This is a genomic window from Azospirillum sp. RU38E (assembly GCF_900188385.1).
Taxonomy (GTDB): domain Bacteria; phylum Pseudomonadota; class Alphaproteobacteria; order Azospirillales; family Azospirillaceae; genus Niveispirillum.
In genome coordinates this window covers 1,028,330-1,044,093 of record NZ_FZOI01000001.1, presented here as the reverse complement: position 1 = coordinate 1,044,093, position 15,764 = coordinate 1,028,330, and the positions used below count along the sequence as shown (strand labels likewise).

The window sequence follows — 15,764 nt, the reverse complement described above, 5'->3', positions numbered from 1 at the left end:
ACGCCATCATGGACGCGCATTCCCGTCAGCTCCTCTATCACCTGCCCTATCTGCGCCGATACGCAAGGGCACTGACCGCCGACGCGGTGCGGGGGGACGATCTGGTGGCGGAGGCGCTGCCCATCGCGCTTGCCGATCCCGGCACTTTTGGCCTGGAAACACCCAGTCGGCTGAAACTCTACGGCCTGTTGAACGGGCTCTGCGATGCCGATGCGCCACAGCCCGCCGACCTTGGCGGGCGCCATCCGATGGAAATGGCCCTGGCCGGCCTGCCAGAGCTGGAACGCCGGCTGTTCCTGCTGGTCAGCCTGGAAGAACTGACCGTATCAGAGGCCGGCAGCGTGCTGGGCCTGGATATGGCCGGTGCGGAAGCGGCCATGACCCGCGCCCAGACAGGCCTGGGCAGTGCGCTGACCGCCCGCATCATGATCGTGGAAGATGATGCCATCATCGCCTTCGATCTGGAGGAGACGGTGCAGCGCATGGGCCATATTGTCTGCGGCACCGCTGCCAATACCCAGATGGCCCTGACCACGGCAGCCGAACAGCAGCCGACCCTGGCGCTGATGGATCTACGGCTGGCCGGTGGAGATAGCGGCATCACCACCGCCCAGATTCTGCGACGCCAGAGCGCCCTGCCCATCATCTTTGTCACCGCGTTTGGGGATGAGCTGAGTCGGCGGGGGCTGGACCATCTGGGACCGGTGATCCGCAAGCCGTTCAGCCGAAACGACATCGAACGCGCCATCACCCAGGCCGTTTTCACCCCCAGCGGGGAGTTCCGCAGCAACACCCTGACCAAGGCAGCGGCAAAATCCCCCTGATCACCTGCCGCCTGTTGAGGCGGTGCAACAGAAAGGACCGACAAGGGGATGATGAACAGGTTTCTGTTGCGCAACGATTCCGAGGGGTCCAAAGATAGGCCCAGGTGGAAGGCTCGCGCAGGCGCGGGCCGGATGATGGTCTGATCGATGAATCGTCGGGATTTGCTTCGTTTTGCCCTGGCTGTGCCGGCCCTTGCCCCGTTCATCTCCGTGACCGTGCGGGCGGGTGCGGCGTCGCCGCAGGATGGTACGCGCGCACCGGGAAAGCGGCCGCGGGGGCCGCGCCTGTTGATGATCGATCCCGGTCATGGCGGCCGCGATCCCGGCGCCGTCGGGGTGCATGGCACCTACGAAAAGGATGTGGTGCTGGACATCGCCAAAGAGGTCACCCGGCTAGTGGGGCGCAATGGCGGCATCAATGTCAAGCTGACCCGCGAGGATGATAGTTTCATCGACCTGCGGGAGCGGATGGAGCTGGGGCGCCGCGCTGGGGCCGACCTGTTCCTGTCCATCCATGCCGACAGCGCCCCCAACCGCAAGGCGCGGGGGCTTTCCGCCTATACCCTGTCGGAGAAGGCCAGCGATGATTTCGCCGCCGCCATCGCCAAGCAGGAGAATTTTGCCGGTGGCCTGGGGGTGGATGTGGGCGATCTGGACAAGAATGTCGCCGCCATCTTGGTCGATCTCGCCGCCCGTCACACGCGCACGGCCGCACTTCACGCCAAGCAAACCATCGTCACCGGTGCCGGCAAGGATATCCAGCTGCTGGATAATCCCATGCGGGCGGCGAATTTCGCCGTGCTGAAGGCACCGGACGTGCCATCCCTGCTGATCGAGACGGGTTTTCTGTCCAATGCCCAGGATGAAAAATTGCTGCGTGACCCGGCGGCGCGCAAACGCATCGCCGGCATCCTGGCGCGGGAGCTGACGAGGGTGATGACAGCCTCACCCTTTGCCTGAACCGGGTACGGCAGGACCGGATGTTCCGGCCTGCAGCCCGCGAATGACCATATTTCACCCGTAAGATGCCGACCGTGACTGACAGAAACACACGCAACGGCCGGCAGGAGGCAGAAACGATGTTGATCGGGCGCCTGATGGCGCAGATGGGCGGAAAGGTGGCAGACACCACCGCCCCTTCCCTTTCCCGGCGGTTTTCCCGCACCCTGGCGCTGGCGGGTCTGGCGGCGACACTGGCGCTGGCCGGCTGTGCCTCCGGCGGTGGCGGTTCCGGCAAGACCGGCCCGGCCGACCCGGTGCTGGCCCATGCGGTGGAGGCCCAATGGGCCACCGTCAACGGCCTGAATGACCGGCTGGATGTGACGGTGCGCGATGGCCGCGCCCTGCTGACCGGCCGTGCCGCCACCGCCGATGAGCGGGTGGAGGCGGTGCGCCTGGCCTGGCAGGTCAATGGCGTGAAGGAAGTGATCAACGAGATCGGCATTGGTGACGAGTCGAGCCTGTCCGACAAGGCGACCGACGCCTGGATCACGGCGCAGCTTCGTACCAAGCTGCTGACCGACAGCGACATCACATCGGGTAATTACACGATCGAAACGATCAATCAGACCATTCACCTGATGGGCCGCGCGCGCTCGCAGGTAGAGTTGGACCGTGTGCGTGACTATGCCCGTAATATCGCTCGGGTCCGCCAGGTGGTGAGCCATGTCGTTGTGCCTTACTGAAAGCTGGGCATTGCCGGCCCTGCGGCCGGTGACGGGCCGGGGCGGTATGCTTGCCGTCTGGTCGGCGGTGCGCGCGCCTTTCTGGCTGGTGGCGCTGGCCCTGCTGTCGCTGCTGCTGCTGCTGGCCCCGGCAGCGCGGGCGCAGGCCGACCAGAACGCGGTGGCCAACCGCCAGTTCGTGCTGGCGATGCAGGCCATTCAGCGCGCCGACCAGACCTATAATGCCGATGAACAGACCAAGCTGCTGCTGGAGGCGGATCGGCTGCTGACCGATATCATCACCCGCCTGCCGGAAAGCGCGCTGGCGGTGCAGTTGGTCACCAACCAGTTCATCGGTGATTTCGATTATGCCCAGTTCAAGACCAAGCTGCGCAGCCTGGTCTGCAGCGATCCGAAATCCAGCCGTTGCCTGCTGCACCGGATTGAGGGGTTGATTCCGCCGGTGGAATATCCCATCGCCACCCCGCGCTGGGACTGGCTGTCCTTCGCGGTGGCGAATTACCACATTGGCGACAAGGAACGGGTGCGCCCCATCGTGGCCCCCTTTCTCCAGGCCATGCGCAATGGCAGTGCCTCTAGCGATATCAGCCAGGATCTGTTTGTTGGCCGCACCCTGGCTTTGACGGGGGAAATCGACCTCGCCCTGCAGATCACGCGCGGCTTCGCCGATTGCTCCACCCGCATCTATAACCTGTCCGACATTGTGGAATCGCTGGTCTGGCAGGGCAATATGGGCACTGCCACCCAGGTGGCGGAAGAGGCGGTGGAGTTCGCCCGTACCCAGGGTTGCGCCTGGGAACTGGGGCTGGTCGCCCAATCCCTGTTGCGGGTGGGGCTGGAGGCGCGGGCGCGCACCCTGTTCCTGAACACGGTGGAAGAACAGTTCAGCCGTTTCAAGGATAAGCGGGGCAATTGCTGCCCGCCGGAACTGGCCGTGGCCGCCGGCGATCTGGGCGATGCCAATCTGGCCCTGGGCCTGTTGCGCACCGTGCAGGAAGAAAGCCCCTGGGTGATTCCGCAGGTGCTGGGCAAGCTGGAGGCGCGGGGCGAAAAGGCCCTGACCCTGACCTATGCCGACCAGTTGCAGGATATGGACCTGAAGGCGGAAACCTATGTCGAGCTGATCGGCGGTGCGCTGCGCGCCAAGGATCGCAGCCAGGCCGATCTGTTGTCGGCCCGGCTGGACAAGGTGGTTAATGATATGCGCAGCCCCGTGGTGCTGGTGCAACGCGCGCGGGCCGATAAGCTGATGTACAGCGATCAACGCTGGCGCGGCAGTTTCCAGACCGCGCTGAGCGAGGCGGAACGCGGGGCCGGGCAGCGGCGCGACTTGGCCGTGCCCTTCCTGGCCGCCCTGGTGCAGATCGAAACCGGCCGCCCGATGCTGGAATAGCAGCGCCGACATCCCGTCCGGGTTTCGCGACGGGATGTAGGATCACAAGGCGCGGGCCGGGTCTTCCACCCGATGCAGACGCCCCATCGCCGCCAGCGCCACCCGCAGAGTCAAGGCCTTGCGGCGGGCGGCCGGCAGGGGGCGGGCCACGGCAGGCCGCACGATTTCTGCCCCGAAGGCATCGGCAACGATCAAGCCGCATTCAGCCGGGATGAGTTCCTGCGGAAAACCCGGTGCAACCGCGAAATAGAAATAATCGCAGAATTCCAGATAATCCTGCCATTTCTGATCGGTCTTGAAGTCCGTCGGGCTGCTTTTCACCTCGACGATACTGACCTCCCCCTTCTCCGACAGGCACAGCAGATCGGCCCGGCGGCCATTGGCCAGGCAAAATTCCACCATGCCCTGGATACCGTGATCGGCCAGGTAACGGCGCACACCCCGGGTAATCGCCGCCGCCGGGTCAGAGGCGGGGCGGGGCAATGTGGGCGTCACCAGGGCCGCGGCACCTGTCGGGATGTTCATGGGTGTGGCATTCATGGGTACATACCATGAACATATTTCACCCATGACGCAAGGGCCCTGCTGATCCCAATAGCGGAACCACCGGGATCAGCAGGGGAAACCCGATCAGGCGCGAACGGTGAGGATAGACTGGCCGACAATGCTGGAGGGGCGAACATTGGGCCGCAGGCCCGCCTGTTCCAACCGGTAACGGACCCCTTCCACCACGTCCGTCGGACGGGTCAGGCTGACACGCGGCTCCCGATGACCCAGGGCCCGGCAGCGGGCCACAGCAGTCAGGATTTGTTCCGCCAGCGCATCGGCCCCGTAATGCGGGGATTGTTGCGGCGGCGGTAGAGCCGTGGAAAAGTTTTTTTCGAGAATATCGGTGGAGAGAACGGCCGCCACCATGCCTGTCGCCGGATTGGGGGCTCCGGTAGCCACTGCGGGATACATGCAAGGTCCCTGGGTTCGAAATAGCCAACGACTTCGCCGTCAGCAAAACGAATATAGGGGCAGACCTTGTTAAAATAGTGTCAATTAACCATTGCATATTTGCGCATCAAAAATGCGCCTAGAGCATGGGCAAACTGCTTGCTGCTCAGACATCCAAAGATCGGTTTTACCACCCGATTCCCCTGTCCCCGAACCGATGTTTCGGGCACCTCCCGTGCCGGCAAGGGCTTCAAAGGCGTCCAAATGGCTGTGACATTACGCCTGCGATATAAAGTTTGGGGCGGAAATGCCCCGCAACGTTATTGAACGATTAAACCATTCCCGGCTACGCTCAGGATGACAAAGGGGGCGGCCTGTGCCTCTCCAGCGAACCGGTATTTTATAAGGTGACGCGCGTGGAACTGGTGCGGTGGTGGCGGCAGCCAAAGTCGATCCCGATGGTCCTTTTGTCTGTACTGCTGGCAGGATCGGCCCTGGCGCAAACGGCGCCCAGCCCCGTCGAAAACACCATGGCCCGTTATCTGACCGGCCGCGTGGCCCAGAATGCCGGCGATTGGGCGGCGGCGGCGCGCAATCTGGGAACCGTGCTGCGCGACGATCCGGAAAATGCCGGCCTGCTGCGCCGGACCTTCCTGCTTAATCTGGGTGAAGGCAATTATACGGAGGCCGTCGCACTGGCACGCCGCGCCCGGGAACAGGAAAGCCAGAGCTATATTGCCAGCCTGATGGTCATTGCCGATGATCTGAAACAGGGCAAGGCGGCCGATGCCGCCGCCCGGCTGGAGACGCTGCCTTCTGACGGGCTCTCACAATTCGTCACCCCGTTGCTGGGTGCCTGGGTCGATGTGGCCAGGGGCGACAAGGAAGCGGGGCTGAAACGGCTGCGCGCCCTGAATGCCAATGATGGCTTTGCCATCATGCAGCAGCTGCAAATCGCCCTGATCGAGGATTTACGCGACAATCGGGAAGCCGCCGCCCTGCATTATACGGCCGCGACGGAGCGCGGAGCGCCGTTGCGCCTGACCATGCTGATTGGCAATTTCCATGAAAGAGCCGGCAACAAGGAAGCGGCACGCCGCATCTATCAGCGTTACCAACGGGAAAATCCCGGCACACTAGCGGTGGATGAGGCGCTGGCCCGGTTGGACAAGGGGGCGCCGGCCCCTGCCCGGCTGGTAGCCAACGCCAGCGATGGGCTGGGGGAGGCGCTGTTTGAAATGTCGGCCGCCCTCTACCAGGAAAACGCCCAGGAAATGGCCCTGCTCTATGGCCGCCTGTCCCTGTTCCTGGACCCAGGCCAGCCTTTGATGCGACTGACCCTGGGCGATACGCTGGCCGCGCGGCAGCGTTATGCTGACGCATTGACGGAATTCGCCGCTGTAAAGGGTTCCAGCGGTCTGACCTGGGCATCCCGCCTGCGTCAGGCCGAAATGCTACGCCAGTTGGGCCGCCGGGATGAAGCTATCAAGCTGCTGACCGCCATGGCGGCGGAGAAGCCGACGCGGGTGGATGCGCTGCTGCAACTGGGCGACATGCATCGCATGGCGCGCGAACCGAAGCCGGCGCTCACTGCCTATGAACAGGCGGTATCCCGCATCGCCAAACCCGCCGCCGCTGACTGGGCGGTTTTCTATGCCAGGGGCATGGTGTTGGATACGCTGGGGGACTGGAAGCGGGCGGAAACGGATCTGAAAACCGCCCTCAGCCTCAGCCCGGAACAGGCCAGCGTGTTGAATTATCTGGGCTATTCCTATATCGACCGCGGCATCGCCATGGATGAGGGACGGGGGCTGATCGAAAAGGCCCTGGCGCTGCGCCCGCATGACGGCTTCATCATGGATAGTTTGGGGTGGGCCAAGTTCAAACAGGGTGACTTCCACGGCGCCGTGGAACTGCTGGAACAGGCCGTTGAGCTGGAGCCGATGGACCCGTCGATCAGCGATCATCTGGGCGATGTCTATTGGGCGCTGGGCCGCAAGCAGGAAGCCCGGTTCCAATGGACCCGCGCCGCGCAGCAGGCCGATAATGAGGGGCTGCGCAAATCCGCCCAGATCAAGCTGAAGGACGGGCTCGCCACGCCGATTACGGCTGCCGCACCGAACTGATTTCAGTCAGGACAGGGCCGGAAGGGATTGGGGTGGACACCGCATTGCCCCCTCCCGGCCCTGTCACCCCAGCCCGGATGGGCCGGACCGGGGATGTCGGTCAGCGACGATAGGGCTCGTCATAGCCGAAAGCACGGGCGTAGCGGTCATAGCGGGCCACCGGACGGTTGCTCAACACCAGGGCCGCCACGAAATAGGCGATCAGTGTCGGGCCGGTCAGGAAGATCAGGCCCAGGATGGCGATCAGCCGCACCGCCCAGCTTTTCAGTCCCAGCCAGTCGGACAGGCCGGCGCAGACGCCGCAGACCATGCCATTCGCGCTGTTCTTATAGAGCTTGCTGCTGCGGATATTATGCGCATAGCGGTCAAAGCGGTTCACGTTGCTCTCCATCTCTCGGCGTCAAATCTTTAAGGAAAGGCGGGATCAGGCGCGGTCAGCGCGTTCCGCCAGACGTTTCTTCAGGGCGGCCAGTTCCTCATCCACCTTGCCCTGGCTTTCCAGGGCAGCGATTTCGGCGGAGAGGTCGCGGGGGCGCCCCTGGCTCAGCGTTTCGCCCTTGGCCTCAACCCAGTCGATCTCCCGATCGATCTCGGCACAGCGGGCCATGGCCTCATCCAGCCTTCCGTCATACAGGGTGGTGCGGGCCCGCAGCCGATCGACAGCGCCGCGATAGCGGGCGGCCAGGGTGCGGCGGCGGGCATGGGCCTCGGCCAGCTTCCCCTCCAACTGCCGCGCATCCTCGGTCATGCGGGCAATGGCATCGGTCAGTGCCTGCAACTCAGCCTCGGCCGGGGCGGCGGCGCGGCGGATTTCCTCCCGCGCGGCCAGGGCCGCCCTGGCCAGATCTTCCCGCCCGTGGGTCAAGGCGGTTTCGGCCTTGCGCTCCCATTCCAGCATCTCGAACTCGGCCGCCCGCCAGCTTTCCGACAGGCCCTTGCGCTCGGCAATCATGCGGACGGTGCCGCAGCGCAGCTCGGACAATGTGTCCTCCATCTCCCGGATCGCCTGGTTCAACGCGATCTCCGGGTCTTCCGCCCGATCCAGCAGGCTGGACAGGTTGGCATTGATCACATCGCCGATACGGTCGATCAGGCCCATGATGGGGGCTCCTTCAGGCGGGAAAACGGGGTGCTGGCAGGGGCGTTGATCAGAGCAGGCTGTTAATGATCAGCATCACCACCAGGGCGATGGTCATGACAGGCACCATTTCAATCAGCGCCTGACGGTCGGCCTTGTCATTGGCCTGGGTGAAGCGGCGGGAAGCGGTCATCGTGGTCATGGTCGGTGTCCTTCATCTGGATTTCGTTGGCCGTATTGGCCATGCCAGCTTAAAAGCAACCGCCGTGCCAAGTTTGAAAATGGCGGAATTCCGCCATTTCTCTGACAGCCCCTTGGTACCAGATAGCGAAAAACACCACCAGATCGCAAAATATTCTATTCACGATGGTGAAATTCACCACCACGCCAGAATGCGCTGAAATTTTCCCGTCGCGGCCAGGTTCTGGCCGATTGACCGGGGCCCCGGAACCGGCTAGGCAAAGCCCTACGATGGCTGTCTATACAGAAATATCCGATGAGGATGTGCGCACGTTCGTTGCCCAGTATGATTTGGGCGATGTGATTTCGTGCAAGGGCATCGCCGAAGGGGTGGAGAATTCCAACTTCCTTCTGGTGACTGATCGCGGCCCTTTCATCCTGACCTTGTATGAAAAGCGGGTGAACCCGGCCGATCTGCCCTTTTTCCTGGGCTTGATGGACCATCTGGCCGCGCGCGGCCTGTCCTGCCCGCAGCCGGTGGCCGGGCGTGATGGGGTGGCCCTGCGGGATTTGTGCAGCCGCCCGGCGGTGATTGTCACCTTCCTGGCCGGCATGTGGCCGCGCCGTATCCAGCCCGAACATTGCGCCCAGCTGGGCGAGGGCATGGCCCGCCTGCATCTGGCCGGTGATGGCTTTGGCCTGACGCGCCGCAACGCCCTGTCGGTGGATGGTTGGCGCCCGCTGTTCGAGGCCAGCCGCGCCCGCGCGGATGAGGTGAAGCCCGGTCTGGCCGATATTCTGGCCACCGAACTGGACATGCTGGAGGCCAGCTGGCCGCGTGACGGGCTGCCCGCCGGCATCATCCATGCCGATCTGTTCCCCGATAATGTGTTCTTCAAGGATAGGGCGCTGTCGGGCCTGATCGATTTCTATTTCGCCTGCAATGACCTGCTGGCCTATGACGTGGCCATTTGCCTGAATGCTTGGTGCTTTGAGGCCGACGGCGCCTTCAACGTTACCAAGGCCCGGCTGCTACTGGATGGCTATACTAAGGTACGCCCACTGACCACGGCGGAGCGTGACGCCCTGCCGCTGCTGGCGCGCGGCAGCGCCATGCGCTTCCTGCTGACCCGGCTTTATGACTGGCTGAACACCCCAGCCGGCGCGCTGGTAAAGCGCAAAGACCCGCTGGAATATCTGCACAAGCTGCGCTTCCACCAGCAAATCCGGACGCTGAACGATTATGGCCTCTGAGCCGGCAACGGAAAGCGAGTCGGAAGAGGATGTCGTGGACATTTTCACCGACGGCGCCTGCAGCGGCAATCCCGGTCCCGGCGGCTGGGGGGCAATCTTGCGCTGGCGGGGCGTGGAAAAGGAACTGAAGGGCGGGGAGCCCGATACCACCAACAACCGGATGGAATTGATGGCCGCGATCAGCGGTCTGGAGGCGTTGAAGCGCCCCCTGCCCATTCGGCTGCATACGGACAGCCAATATGTGAAGAACGGCATCACCACCTGGATTCACGGCTGGAAGCGCAATGGCTGGCGCACGGCAGCCAAGGATCCGGTGAAGAATGCCGATCTGTGGCAAAGGCTGGATGCCGCCGTTGCCCGCCATCAGGTGGAATTCCACTGGGTCAAAGGCCATGCCGGCCATCCGGAAAATGAACGCGCCGACCAGTTGGCGCGTGATGGCCTGCGCGAAGCGCGCGAGAAAACCTAGCCCACCATTAGAAGTGGAATTGCGCCCTTATGGCGAATTGATGTAAAGTGTGAGCAATTCCATCCTTAACAGCGGCGGCGAAGAGTGAACCGTTTTTTGAACGGGTTAGATAATCTATCGTATCGTCTCCGACGTCGCTGCTTTGTCATCAAGGGGCGGTCATACAATGCCTGCGTTTCGGAAGAATGTTGGCAGGCGTTGGAAGATATATGCAGCTATGAAGGTATTTCATTACAACAACTTGTCGAACAGGTCTTGAGCCAGGGGGGGCAGCGCAGCCTTTCCGTTGAGCTGGATTTATTTGCACTCGCTTATTTTCAGGCAGCCTGCGAGCCCACCAGCCTGCATAAAATGGTACCGGCGAATTTATTGCCCTGTTAGGCGAGCAGGCTGTTAAAACAGCGTCAATTGATCCCTTCAGCATCTGACGCGCCATGACAGCCCCACAAGCGACCGCCCTGCGCCTGATCGCCATCGACGATCTGACCCTGGATCAGGCCCGCCAGGACCATGAAGCCCTGGTGACGGAAATCCGCCACCACCGGGAACTTTACTATACAAAGGACGCCCCCGCCCTGTCGGATGCCGACTATGACCGGCTGGAACAGCGGTTGGGCCTGCTGGAAGCGCGCTTCCCGGAACTGATGACGGCCGACAGCCCGACCCAGACCGTGGGTGCCGCCCCCGGCGGCGGCTTTGGCAAGGTGAAGCACAAGGTGGCGATGCTCAGCCTCGCCAATGCGTTCGAGGATGAGGATGTGACTGATTTTGTCGGCCGCATCCGCCGCTTCCTCAATCTGGCCGATGATGCGCCGGTTCGCTTTGTTGCAGAGCCCAAGATCGACGGGCTGTCGCTGTCCCTGCGGTACGAACAGGGGCGGCTGGTGCAGGCCGCCACGCGCGGCGACGGGGCGGAGGGGGAAGACGTTACCGCCAATGTCCGCACCATCCAGGATATCCCCCACCAGCTGCGCGGCGATGCGCCGGCGGTGGTGGAAGTGCGGGGCGAGGTCTATATGACCCGCGCCGAGTTCCTGGAACTGAACAGCACCCAGGCGGAAAAGGGGGAGAAGATTTTCGCCAACCCGCGCAATGCCGCCGCCGGCAGCCTGCGCCAGCTGGATGCGAAAATCACTGCCACCCGGCCCTTGCGCTTTTTCGCCTATGCCTGGGGCGAATTGTCGGAACCGCTGGGCAAGACCCAGTGGGAAAGCCGGCAGCGGCTGGCGGCGTTCGGCTTTACCCTGTCCACGCCGTCGCGCTGCTGCACCGATGCGGGCGAATTGCTGGATTATTACCGGGAGATCGGCACCCAGCGCCCCACGCTGCCGTTTGATATCGATGGGGTCGTCTATAAGGTCGATGATCTGGCGCTGCAGGAACGGCTGGGCTTCATCTCCCGCTCCCCGCGCTGGGCGACGGCGCATAAATACCCGGCCGAACAGGCCATGACCCGGCTGAAGGAGATCACCATCCAGGTCGGCCGCACCGGGGCGCTGACCCCGGTGGCGGAGCTGGAGCCGGTCAATGTCGGCGGCGTGGTGGTCAGCCGTGCCACCCTGCATAACAAGGATGAGATCGAGCGCAAGGATGTCCGCGTTGGCGATATGGTGATCGTCCAGCGCGCCGGCGATGTGATACCGCAGATCGTGGGTTTTGTGCCCGATAAACGCCCGGAAGACGCCCTGCCCTTCGCCTTCCCCGACCATTGCCCCGAATGCGGATCGCTGGCCGTGCGGGAGGAAGGGGAGGTTGTCACCCGCTGTACCGGCGGCTTGATCTGCCCGGCGCAGGCGGTGGAACGGCTGCGCCATTTCGTCTCCCGCAACGCCTTCGATATTGAAGGCTTGGGCATTGAACGTATCCAGCTGTTCTTTGAACAGGGCCGCATCCGCCAGCCGGCCGACATTTTCACCCTGGAAGCCAAGGAGGCCACGCGGCTGGACAAGCTGGTCAGCATGACCGGCTTTGGCAAGAAGTCGGTGGAAAAGCTGTTTCAGGCCATCGAGGCGCGGCGCAGCATCGCCCTGGACCGTTTCATCTTCGCGCTCGGCATTCGCCAGATCGGAGAGGCGACGGCCAAGCTGCTGGCCCGTTCTTACCGCACCGTGGAGAACTGGCAGGCCCGCATGGTGCAGGCCGCATCCGAACGGGCGGAGAAGCGGGAGGAGAAGAAGGCCGAACTGGTGGGGGAGGCCTATGCGGAGCTGTGCGCGATTGAACAGATCGGCATGAGTGTGGCCGACGATCTGACCGATTTCTTCCGCGAACAGCATAATCTGGACGCCTTGGCCGCCCTGCTGGAACAGGTGAAGCCGGCGGAATATGTGCCGCCTGTGGTGGCCAGCACCTCCCCTGTCGCCGGCAAGACCGTGGTGTTCACCGGCACGCTGACCACCATGGGCCGATCAGAGGCCAAAGCCAAGGCGGAATCCCTGGGCGCCAAGGTGGCCGGCTCCGTCAGCGCGAAGACCGATTATCTGATCGCCGGCGCCGATGCCGGGTCCAAGGCAGCCAAGGCGCAGGAACTGGGCGTCACCATTCTGTCGGAAGAGGAGTGGAAGGCGCTGATCGGCGGGTAACCACCCACCGGGGTGTAGCGAAAATGGCGAAGCTGTGGCGCCCTGCCCCACAGCTTCGCCAGTCTGGCGACGTCACTTTTCGCAAATTCCAGCTTTTCCGCCATTGGCACGGCCATTGCTATTCCCCGCTGGAAACAAGCCAGCCGGGGGATGCTGAAAAATGTCGCCAAGGAAATTACTGCTCGCCACCGCCCTTTGCCTGTTGCCCTTGCCGGCCTTTGCCTTTGGTCCGCAGGGCTATGATGCCCGTGCCGTGAAGATTGACGGGGTTTATGGCAAGCTGGATGTCGCGGTAGCCAATACAGACAAGGTGACGGTGGAAGTAACCGGCCCGGAAAAACGGCTGGCGGAAGTGACCGTGAATGCCAGCGGTGGCACACTGGTGATTGAACAAAAGAACAGCCGAAATGGCCGGGACTGGCGGGGCGAGGCGGACCAGATTCAGGTGACCATCCGCCTGCCCGCCGGGACGGGGCTGGAGATTGAGGATTTCATCGGCGACGGCAAGGTCGGCGATTTTCGCGGCCCGCTGGAAGTGGATGATATTGTCAGCGGCAGCCTGACAATCGGTCATGTCACCACGGCCAAACTGTCGGTTTCCGGGTCCGGCAAGATCAAGGTTGGCGATATTGACCGCACGCTGGAAGTGGAAATCAACGGCAGCGGATCGGTGGCCACCGGCAGCACCCAGGGGGAGGTGAAGCTGGAAATCAATGGCAGTGGTGATATCGATATCGCCCGCGTCAATGGCCCTGTCGCCGCCAGCGTGAATGGCAGCGGCGATATCCATCTGCGCGCCGGCACCGCCGACCCGCTGGCCGCTTCGATTGCCGGCTCCGGTCAGGTGACGTTGGATGGGGTGGCCCGCAATCAGGCCATCAATAATCACGGTTCCGGTTCGGTGAAGGTAACGGGCCGCGCCAGCTGAGCAGCACCCGAAAGCCTTACTTTCATAAAATGATCCTGATGGGGAATATGATGCGCTGTTTCCGCGCGACGCTTTTGGCCGCCCTGTTTGCCGGTATGGCCAGCCTGCCCGCCGCCGCCGCGACCCTTGATCCGCAAACCCTGCCCGGTGATCAACTGGTGTTGCGCAATGTTATGGGCACTGTGACAGTCGAAACCAACGGCGCGCCAGGCCAGATCGAAATCCGCATCTCCGGCAAGGATGAGCAGGAAATCCGCAAGATCGAGCTGTTACGGGAAAAAGGGGATGTGGTTATTTCCCGTCCAGCCTATGCGAAAAAGGAAGGTTTTTCCTGGAAACTGGAGTCGGAAGATATCCAGATCCACATCACCATGCCGCGCCAGGGCACTGTAACAGTGGAAGATATGATCGGTGCGCTGAACCTGGGCGATCTGGATGGGCCGCTGAACGCCACCATCAAGACCGCAGCGGATATCAAGACCGGCAATCTAAAACAGGCTGATCTGACGGTGGCCGGCGCGGCCAGCATCAAGACTGGCAGCATCGCCGGCCCTTTGACCAGCGTGGTCAGTGGCGCGGCGGATATGGATTTCAAATCTGTCAGCCAGGGGGCCAAGTTCACCATCACCGGCTTCGGCAATGTCAATGCCGACCGGGTGGATGGGCCGGTGGATATCAAGGTCAGCGGCGTGGGCGATGTCGATATCCATGATGGGAATACCGACATGCTGCGTGTCACCATTTCCGGCCTGGGTGGGGTGGAGTTCAAGGGCAAGGTGCGCGATCAGCAGATCAACCGCTCCGGCCTTGCCTCCGTCACCATCAATGGCAAATCGGTGGAGTAAACCGCCGCACCGGATCAAGCCGGGCGGCGGAACACCACAAATTTCGACATGGCGAAGTTAAACACCAATCCCGAGACACTGCCGGCGGCGACGCCGGCATAGGGCAACAGGCCGCCCAGCATATCCGCCAGGCCCAATGCTGTCAGAATACCCGGGCCCACCCGCAGCACCAGCACATAGACCCCGTAATTCACCACCGCCCCCACGGCATTGGCCGCCAGGAACTTGGCCCATTGCCGCAGAGCCGCCCGCCGACTGACCCCGACAAAGGTGAAGCGGCGGTTGAGGTACCAAGTGAAGGTGGCCGCCATCAGATAGGAGAAGACGCGGCCACCATAAGGGTCCAGCCCCAGCAGATGCAGGGCGACAGCCAGGGCTGCCATATCCACGAACAGGCCGCCGACGCCGATCAGGGCGAAGGTCAGCAGCTCACGCGAAATGCTGCGGGACATGATACGGGGTTACGGCTTCAGGAAGCCGCTGTCGAAATCCGGTGCCGGAATTTCCAGATAGCGCAGCCGCTTCATCTCCCGCCGGCCCCGCGTCACCGTATCCAGGATCAAGCCGCAGGTGAGCGACAGGAAGGACAGCAGGCCCAGCCCGGTGGCCAGCACGGCCGTGGGGAAACGTGGCACCAGCCCGGTTTCATAATAGGTGATGAACAGCGGTACCGCCGTGATGATGGAAATCAGCGCCAGCAGCAGGGCGACGATGCCGAAGGACTGCATCGGCCGTTCCTCCTTGATCAGCTTGCCGATCATCCAGAGAATGCGGAAACCGTCGCGGAAAGTGGAAAGCTTGGAGACGGAACCAGGCGCGCGGTCCTTATAAGGGGTTTCCACCTCGCCCAGCGGCATGGACATTTCCAGCGCGTGCACCACCAGTTCCGTTTCAATCTCAAACCCACCGGCCAGCACCGGGAAGCTTTTCACGAAACGGCGGGAGAAGACGCGGTAGCCCGACAGCAGGTCGTCGGTACGCTTGCCGAACACCATGGTGACCAGGGTGGTCAGCATGATGTTGCCGAACCGGTGACCAGCCCGGTACGTCTCCCAATCTGTGACGCGGGCGCCGTTCACCATATCCAGCTTTTCATCCAGCAGCTTGGAGACCAGGGCCGGGGCAGAGGGCGCGTGATAGGTATCATCGCCATCCACCATCACATACACATCCGCCTCAATATCGGCGAACATGCGGCGCACGACATTGCCCTTGCCCTGCAACGGCTCCCGCCGGACCACGGCACCGGCCGCCCGCGCAATCTCCGACGTGCGGTCCTTGGAATTATTGTCATAGACGTAGATGGTCGCCGTCGGCAGGGCCGCCTTGAAATCGCGGATCACCGCCGCGATGGAGGCTTCCTCATTATAGCAGGGCACCAGCACGGCAATGCGCGGCGCGGTCTGGACATTTTCAAGGATGGACATGGAAGCAGCAGCCCGAAGCGAGGTTGGAACGCAT

At 62.8% G+C, this 15,764-nt stretch carries 18 protein-coding genes; 11 read left to right on the top strand and 7 right to left on the bottom strand.

What is annotated here, in order from left to right; all coding sequences use genetic code 11:
• Positions 1 to 8 precede the first annotated feature (8 nt).
• From CHB97_RS04490 to CHB97_RS04475, 4 genes are all read left to right on the top strand, one after another.
• Complete coding sequence (locus tag CHB97_RS04490; RefSeq protein WP_089286686.1) at positions 9 to 824, top strand: PhyR family response regulator anti-anti-sigma factor; 816 nt, start codon at positions 9 to 11, stop codon at positions 822 to 824.
• Between the two features lie 147 nt (positions 825 to 971).
• Positions 972 to 1,784 (top strand): N-acetylmuramoyl-L-alanine amidase, encoded by an 813-nt coding sequence (locus tag CHB97_RS04485; RefSeq protein WP_089286685.1) that lies wholly within the window; start codon positions 972 to 974, stop codon positions 1,782 to 1,784.
• Between the two features lie 119 nt (positions 1,785 to 1,903).
• Positions 1,904 to 2,509 (top strand): BON domain-containing protein, encoded by a 606-nt coding sequence (locus tag CHB97_RS04480; protein WP_160105555.1) that lies wholly within the window; start codon positions 1,904 to 1,906, stop codon positions 2,507 to 2,509.
• Entirely contained in the window at positions 2,490 to 3,902 is a 1,413-nt protein-coding gene (locus tag CHB97_RS04475; RefSeq protein WP_244559381.1) for a hypothetical protein, read from the top strand. The genes CHB97_RS04480 and CHB97_RS04475 overlap by 20 nt, the downstream gene beginning before the upstream one ends.
• A 42-nt stretch (positions 3,903 to 3,944) precedes the next feature.
• On the opposite strand, the gene CHB97_RS04470 is transcribed toward CHB97_RS04475, so the two are convergent.
• Together CHB97_RS04470 and CHB97_RS04465 are read right to left on the bottom strand one after the other, a co-directional pair.
• Complete coding sequence (locus CHB97_RS04470) at positions 3,945 to 4,427, bottom strand: MmcB family DNA repair protein (RefSeq protein WP_089286906.1); 483 nt, start codon at positions 4,425 to 4,427, stop codon at positions 3,945 to 3,947.
• 105 nt (positions 4,428 to 4,532) lie between these two features.
• Positions 4,533 to 4,817 carry a hypothetical protein gene (locus CHB97_RS04465; RefSeq protein ID WP_089286683.1) on the bottom strand — a complete coding sequence of 95 codons (285 nt, stop codon included), beginning with the start codon at positions 4,815 to 4,817 and terminating at the stop codon, positions 4,533 to 4,535.
• A gap of 440 nt (positions 4,818 to 5,257) precedes the next feature.
• Between CHB97_RS04465 and CHB97_RS04460 the strand changes: the two genes are divergently transcribed.
• Positions 5,258 to 6,967 (top strand): tetratricopeptide repeat protein, encoded by a 1,710-nt coding sequence (locus CHB97_RS04460; protein ID WP_160105553.1) that lies wholly within the window; start codon positions 5,258 to 5,260, stop codon positions 6,965 to 6,967.
• 100 nt (positions 6,968 to 7,067) lie between these two features.
• On the opposite strand, the gene CHB97_RS04455 is transcribed toward CHB97_RS04460, so the two are convergent.
• The 3 genes from CHB97_RS04455 to CHB97_RS26960 are packed head-to-tail and all read right to left on the bottom strand — an operon-like array spanning position 7,068 to position 8,247.
• Positions 7,068 to 7,358: a PspC domain-containing protein gene (locus CHB97_RS04455; protein ID WP_089286681.1), complete on the bottom strand. Its 291-nt coding sequence runs from the start codon at positions 7,356 to 7,358 to the stop codon at positions 7,068 to 7,070.
• Between the two features lie 33 nt (positions 7,359 to 7,391).
• Complete coding sequence (locus CHB97_RS04450) at positions 7,392 to 8,066, bottom strand: PspA/IM30 family protein (RefSeq protein WP_089286680.1); 675 nt, start codon at positions 8,064 to 8,066, stop codon at positions 7,392 to 7,394.
• A gap of 49 nt (positions 8,067 to 8,115) precedes the next feature.
• The gene (locus CHB97_RS26960; RefSeq protein WP_256387115.1) at positions 8,116 to 8,247 is read right to left on the bottom strand and encodes a hypothetical protein; all 132 of its coding nucleotides are present in this window, start codon (positions 8,245 to 8,247) and stop codon (positions 8,116 to 8,118) included.
• On the opposite strand from CHB97_RS26960, the gene CHB97_RS25775 reads away from it, so the two are divergent.
• From CHB97_RS25775 to CHB97_RS04420, 6 genes are all read left to right on the top strand, one after another.
• Positions 8,240 to 8,446, top strand: coding sequence for a hypothetical protein (locus tag CHB97_RS25775; RefSeq protein WP_143270707.1), 207 nt, complete (start codon positions 8,240 to 8,242; stop codon positions 8,444 to 8,446). The genes CHB97_RS26960 and CHB97_RS25775 overlap by 8 nt on opposite strands.
• A 70-nt stretch (positions 8,447 to 8,516) precedes the next feature.
• Positions 8,517 to 9,479, top strand: a complete 963-nt coding sequence (locus CHB97_RS04445; protein ID WP_089286679.1) for a homoserine kinase — start codon at positions 8,517 to 8,519, stop codon at positions 9,477 to 9,479.
• A complete protein-coding gene (gene rnhA / locus CHB97_RS04440; protein WP_089286678.1) occupies positions 9,469 to 9,948 on the top strand; it encodes a ribonuclease HI in 480 nt (159 codons plus the stop codon). Before CHB97_RS04445 ends, rnhA begins: the two co-directional genes overlap by 11 nt.
• 434 nt (positions 9,949 to 10,382) lie before the next feature.
• Complete coding sequence (gene ligA, locus CHB97_RS04430) at positions 10,383 to 12,530, top strand: NAD-dependent DNA ligase LigA (protein ID WP_089286676.1); 2,148 nt, start codon at positions 10,383 to 10,385, stop codon at positions 12,528 to 12,530.
• A gap of 160 nt (positions 12,531 to 12,690) precedes the next feature.
• Complete coding sequence (locus tag CHB97_RS04425) at positions 12,691 to 13,458, top strand: GIN domain-containing protein (protein WP_089286675.1); 768 nt, start codon at positions 12,691 to 12,693, stop codon at positions 13,456 to 13,458.
• A gap of 47 nt (positions 13,459 to 13,505) precedes the next feature.
• On the top strand, positions 13,506 to 14,303 hold the full coding sequence (locus tag CHB97_RS04420; protein WP_143270705.1) for a hypothetical protein: 798 nt from the start codon (positions 13,506 to 13,508) through the stop codon (positions 14,301 to 14,303).
• A gap of 14 nt (positions 14,304 to 14,317) precedes the next feature.
• Here CHB97_RS04420 and CHB97_RS04415 read toward each other — a convergent pair whose 3' ends face one another.
• Both CHB97_RS04415 and CHB97_RS04410 read right to left on the bottom strand, forming a co-directional pair.
• Positions 14,318 to 14,755, bottom strand: coding sequence for a GtrA family protein (locus CHB97_RS04415; RefSeq protein ID WP_089286673.1), 438 nt, complete (start codon positions 14,753 to 14,755; stop codon positions 14,318 to 14,320).
• Positions 14,756 to 14,764: 9 nt separating this feature from the next.
• Positions 14,765 to 15,730 carry a glycosyltransferase family 2 protein gene (locus CHB97_RS04410; RefSeq protein ID WP_089286672.1) on the bottom strand — a complete coding sequence of 322 codons (966 nt, stop codon included), beginning with the start codon at positions 15,728 to 15,730 and terminating at the stop codon, positions 14,765 to 14,767.
• Positions 15,731 to 15,764 lie beyond the last annotated feature (34 nt).

Coding starts and splice junctions, on each gene's coding strand:
- CHB97_RS04490 (WP_089286686.1), top strand. CDS start 9: ATGGACGCGCATTCCCGTCAGCTCCTCTATCACCTGCCCTATCTGCGC.
- CHB97_RS26960 (WP_256387115.1), bottom strand. CDS start 8,247: ATGACCACGATGACCGCTTCCCGCCGCTTCACCCAGGCCAATGACAAG.
- CHB97_RS04475 (WP_244559381.1), top strand. CDS start 2,490: ATGTCGTTGTGCCTTACTGAAAGCTGGGCATTGCCGGCCCTGCGGCCG.
- ligA (WP_089286676.1), top strand. CDS start 10,383: ATGACAGCCCCACAAGCGACCGCCCTGCGCCTGATCGCCATCGACGAT.
- CHB97_RS04455 (WP_089286681.1), bottom strand. CDS start 7,358: ATGGAGAGCAACGTGAACCGCTTTGACCGCTATGCGCATAATATCCGC.
- CHB97_RS04480 (WP_160105555.1), top strand. CDS start 1,904: ATGTTGATCGGGCGCCTGATGGCGCAGATGGGCGGAAAGGTGGCAGAC.
- CHB97_RS04415 (WP_089286673.1), bottom strand. CDS start 14,755: ATGTCCCGCAGCATTTCGCGTGAGCTGCTGACCTTCGCCCTGATCGGC.
- CHB97_RS04410 (WP_089286672.1), bottom strand. CDS start 15,730: ATGTCCATCCTTGAAAATGTCCAGACCGCGCCGCGCATTGCCGTGCTG.
- CHB97_RS04425 (WP_089286675.1), top strand. CDS start 12,691: ATGTCGCCAAGGAAATTACTGCTCGCCACCGCCCTTTGCCTGTTGCCC.
- rnhA (WP_089286678.1), top strand. CDS start 9,469: ATGGCCTCTGAGCCGGCAACGGAAAGCGAGTCGGAAGAGGATGTCGTG.
- CHB97_RS04450 (WP_089286680.1), bottom strand. CDS start 8,066: ATGGGCCTGATCGACCGTATCGGCGATGTGATCAATGCCAACCTGTCC.
- CHB97_RS04420 (WP_143270705.1), top strand. CDS start 13,506: ATGATGCGCTGTTTCCGCGCGACGCTTTTGGCCGCCCTGTTTGCCGGT.
- CHB97_RS04485 (WP_089286685.1), top strand. CDS start 972: ATGAATCGTCGGGATTTGCTTCGTTTTGCCCTGGCTGTGCCGGCCCTT.
- CHB97_RS04470 (WP_089286906.1), bottom strand. CDS start 4,427: ATGAACATCCCGACAGGTGCCGCGGCCCTGGTGACGCCCACATTGCCC.
- CHB97_RS04445 (WP_089286679.1), top strand. CDS start 8,517: ATGGCTGTCTATACAGAAATATCCGATGAGGATGTGCGCACGTTCGTT.
- CHB97_RS04465 (WP_089286683.1), bottom strand. CDS start 4,817: ATGGTGGCGGCCGTTCTCTCCACCGATATTCTCGAAAAAAACTTTTCC.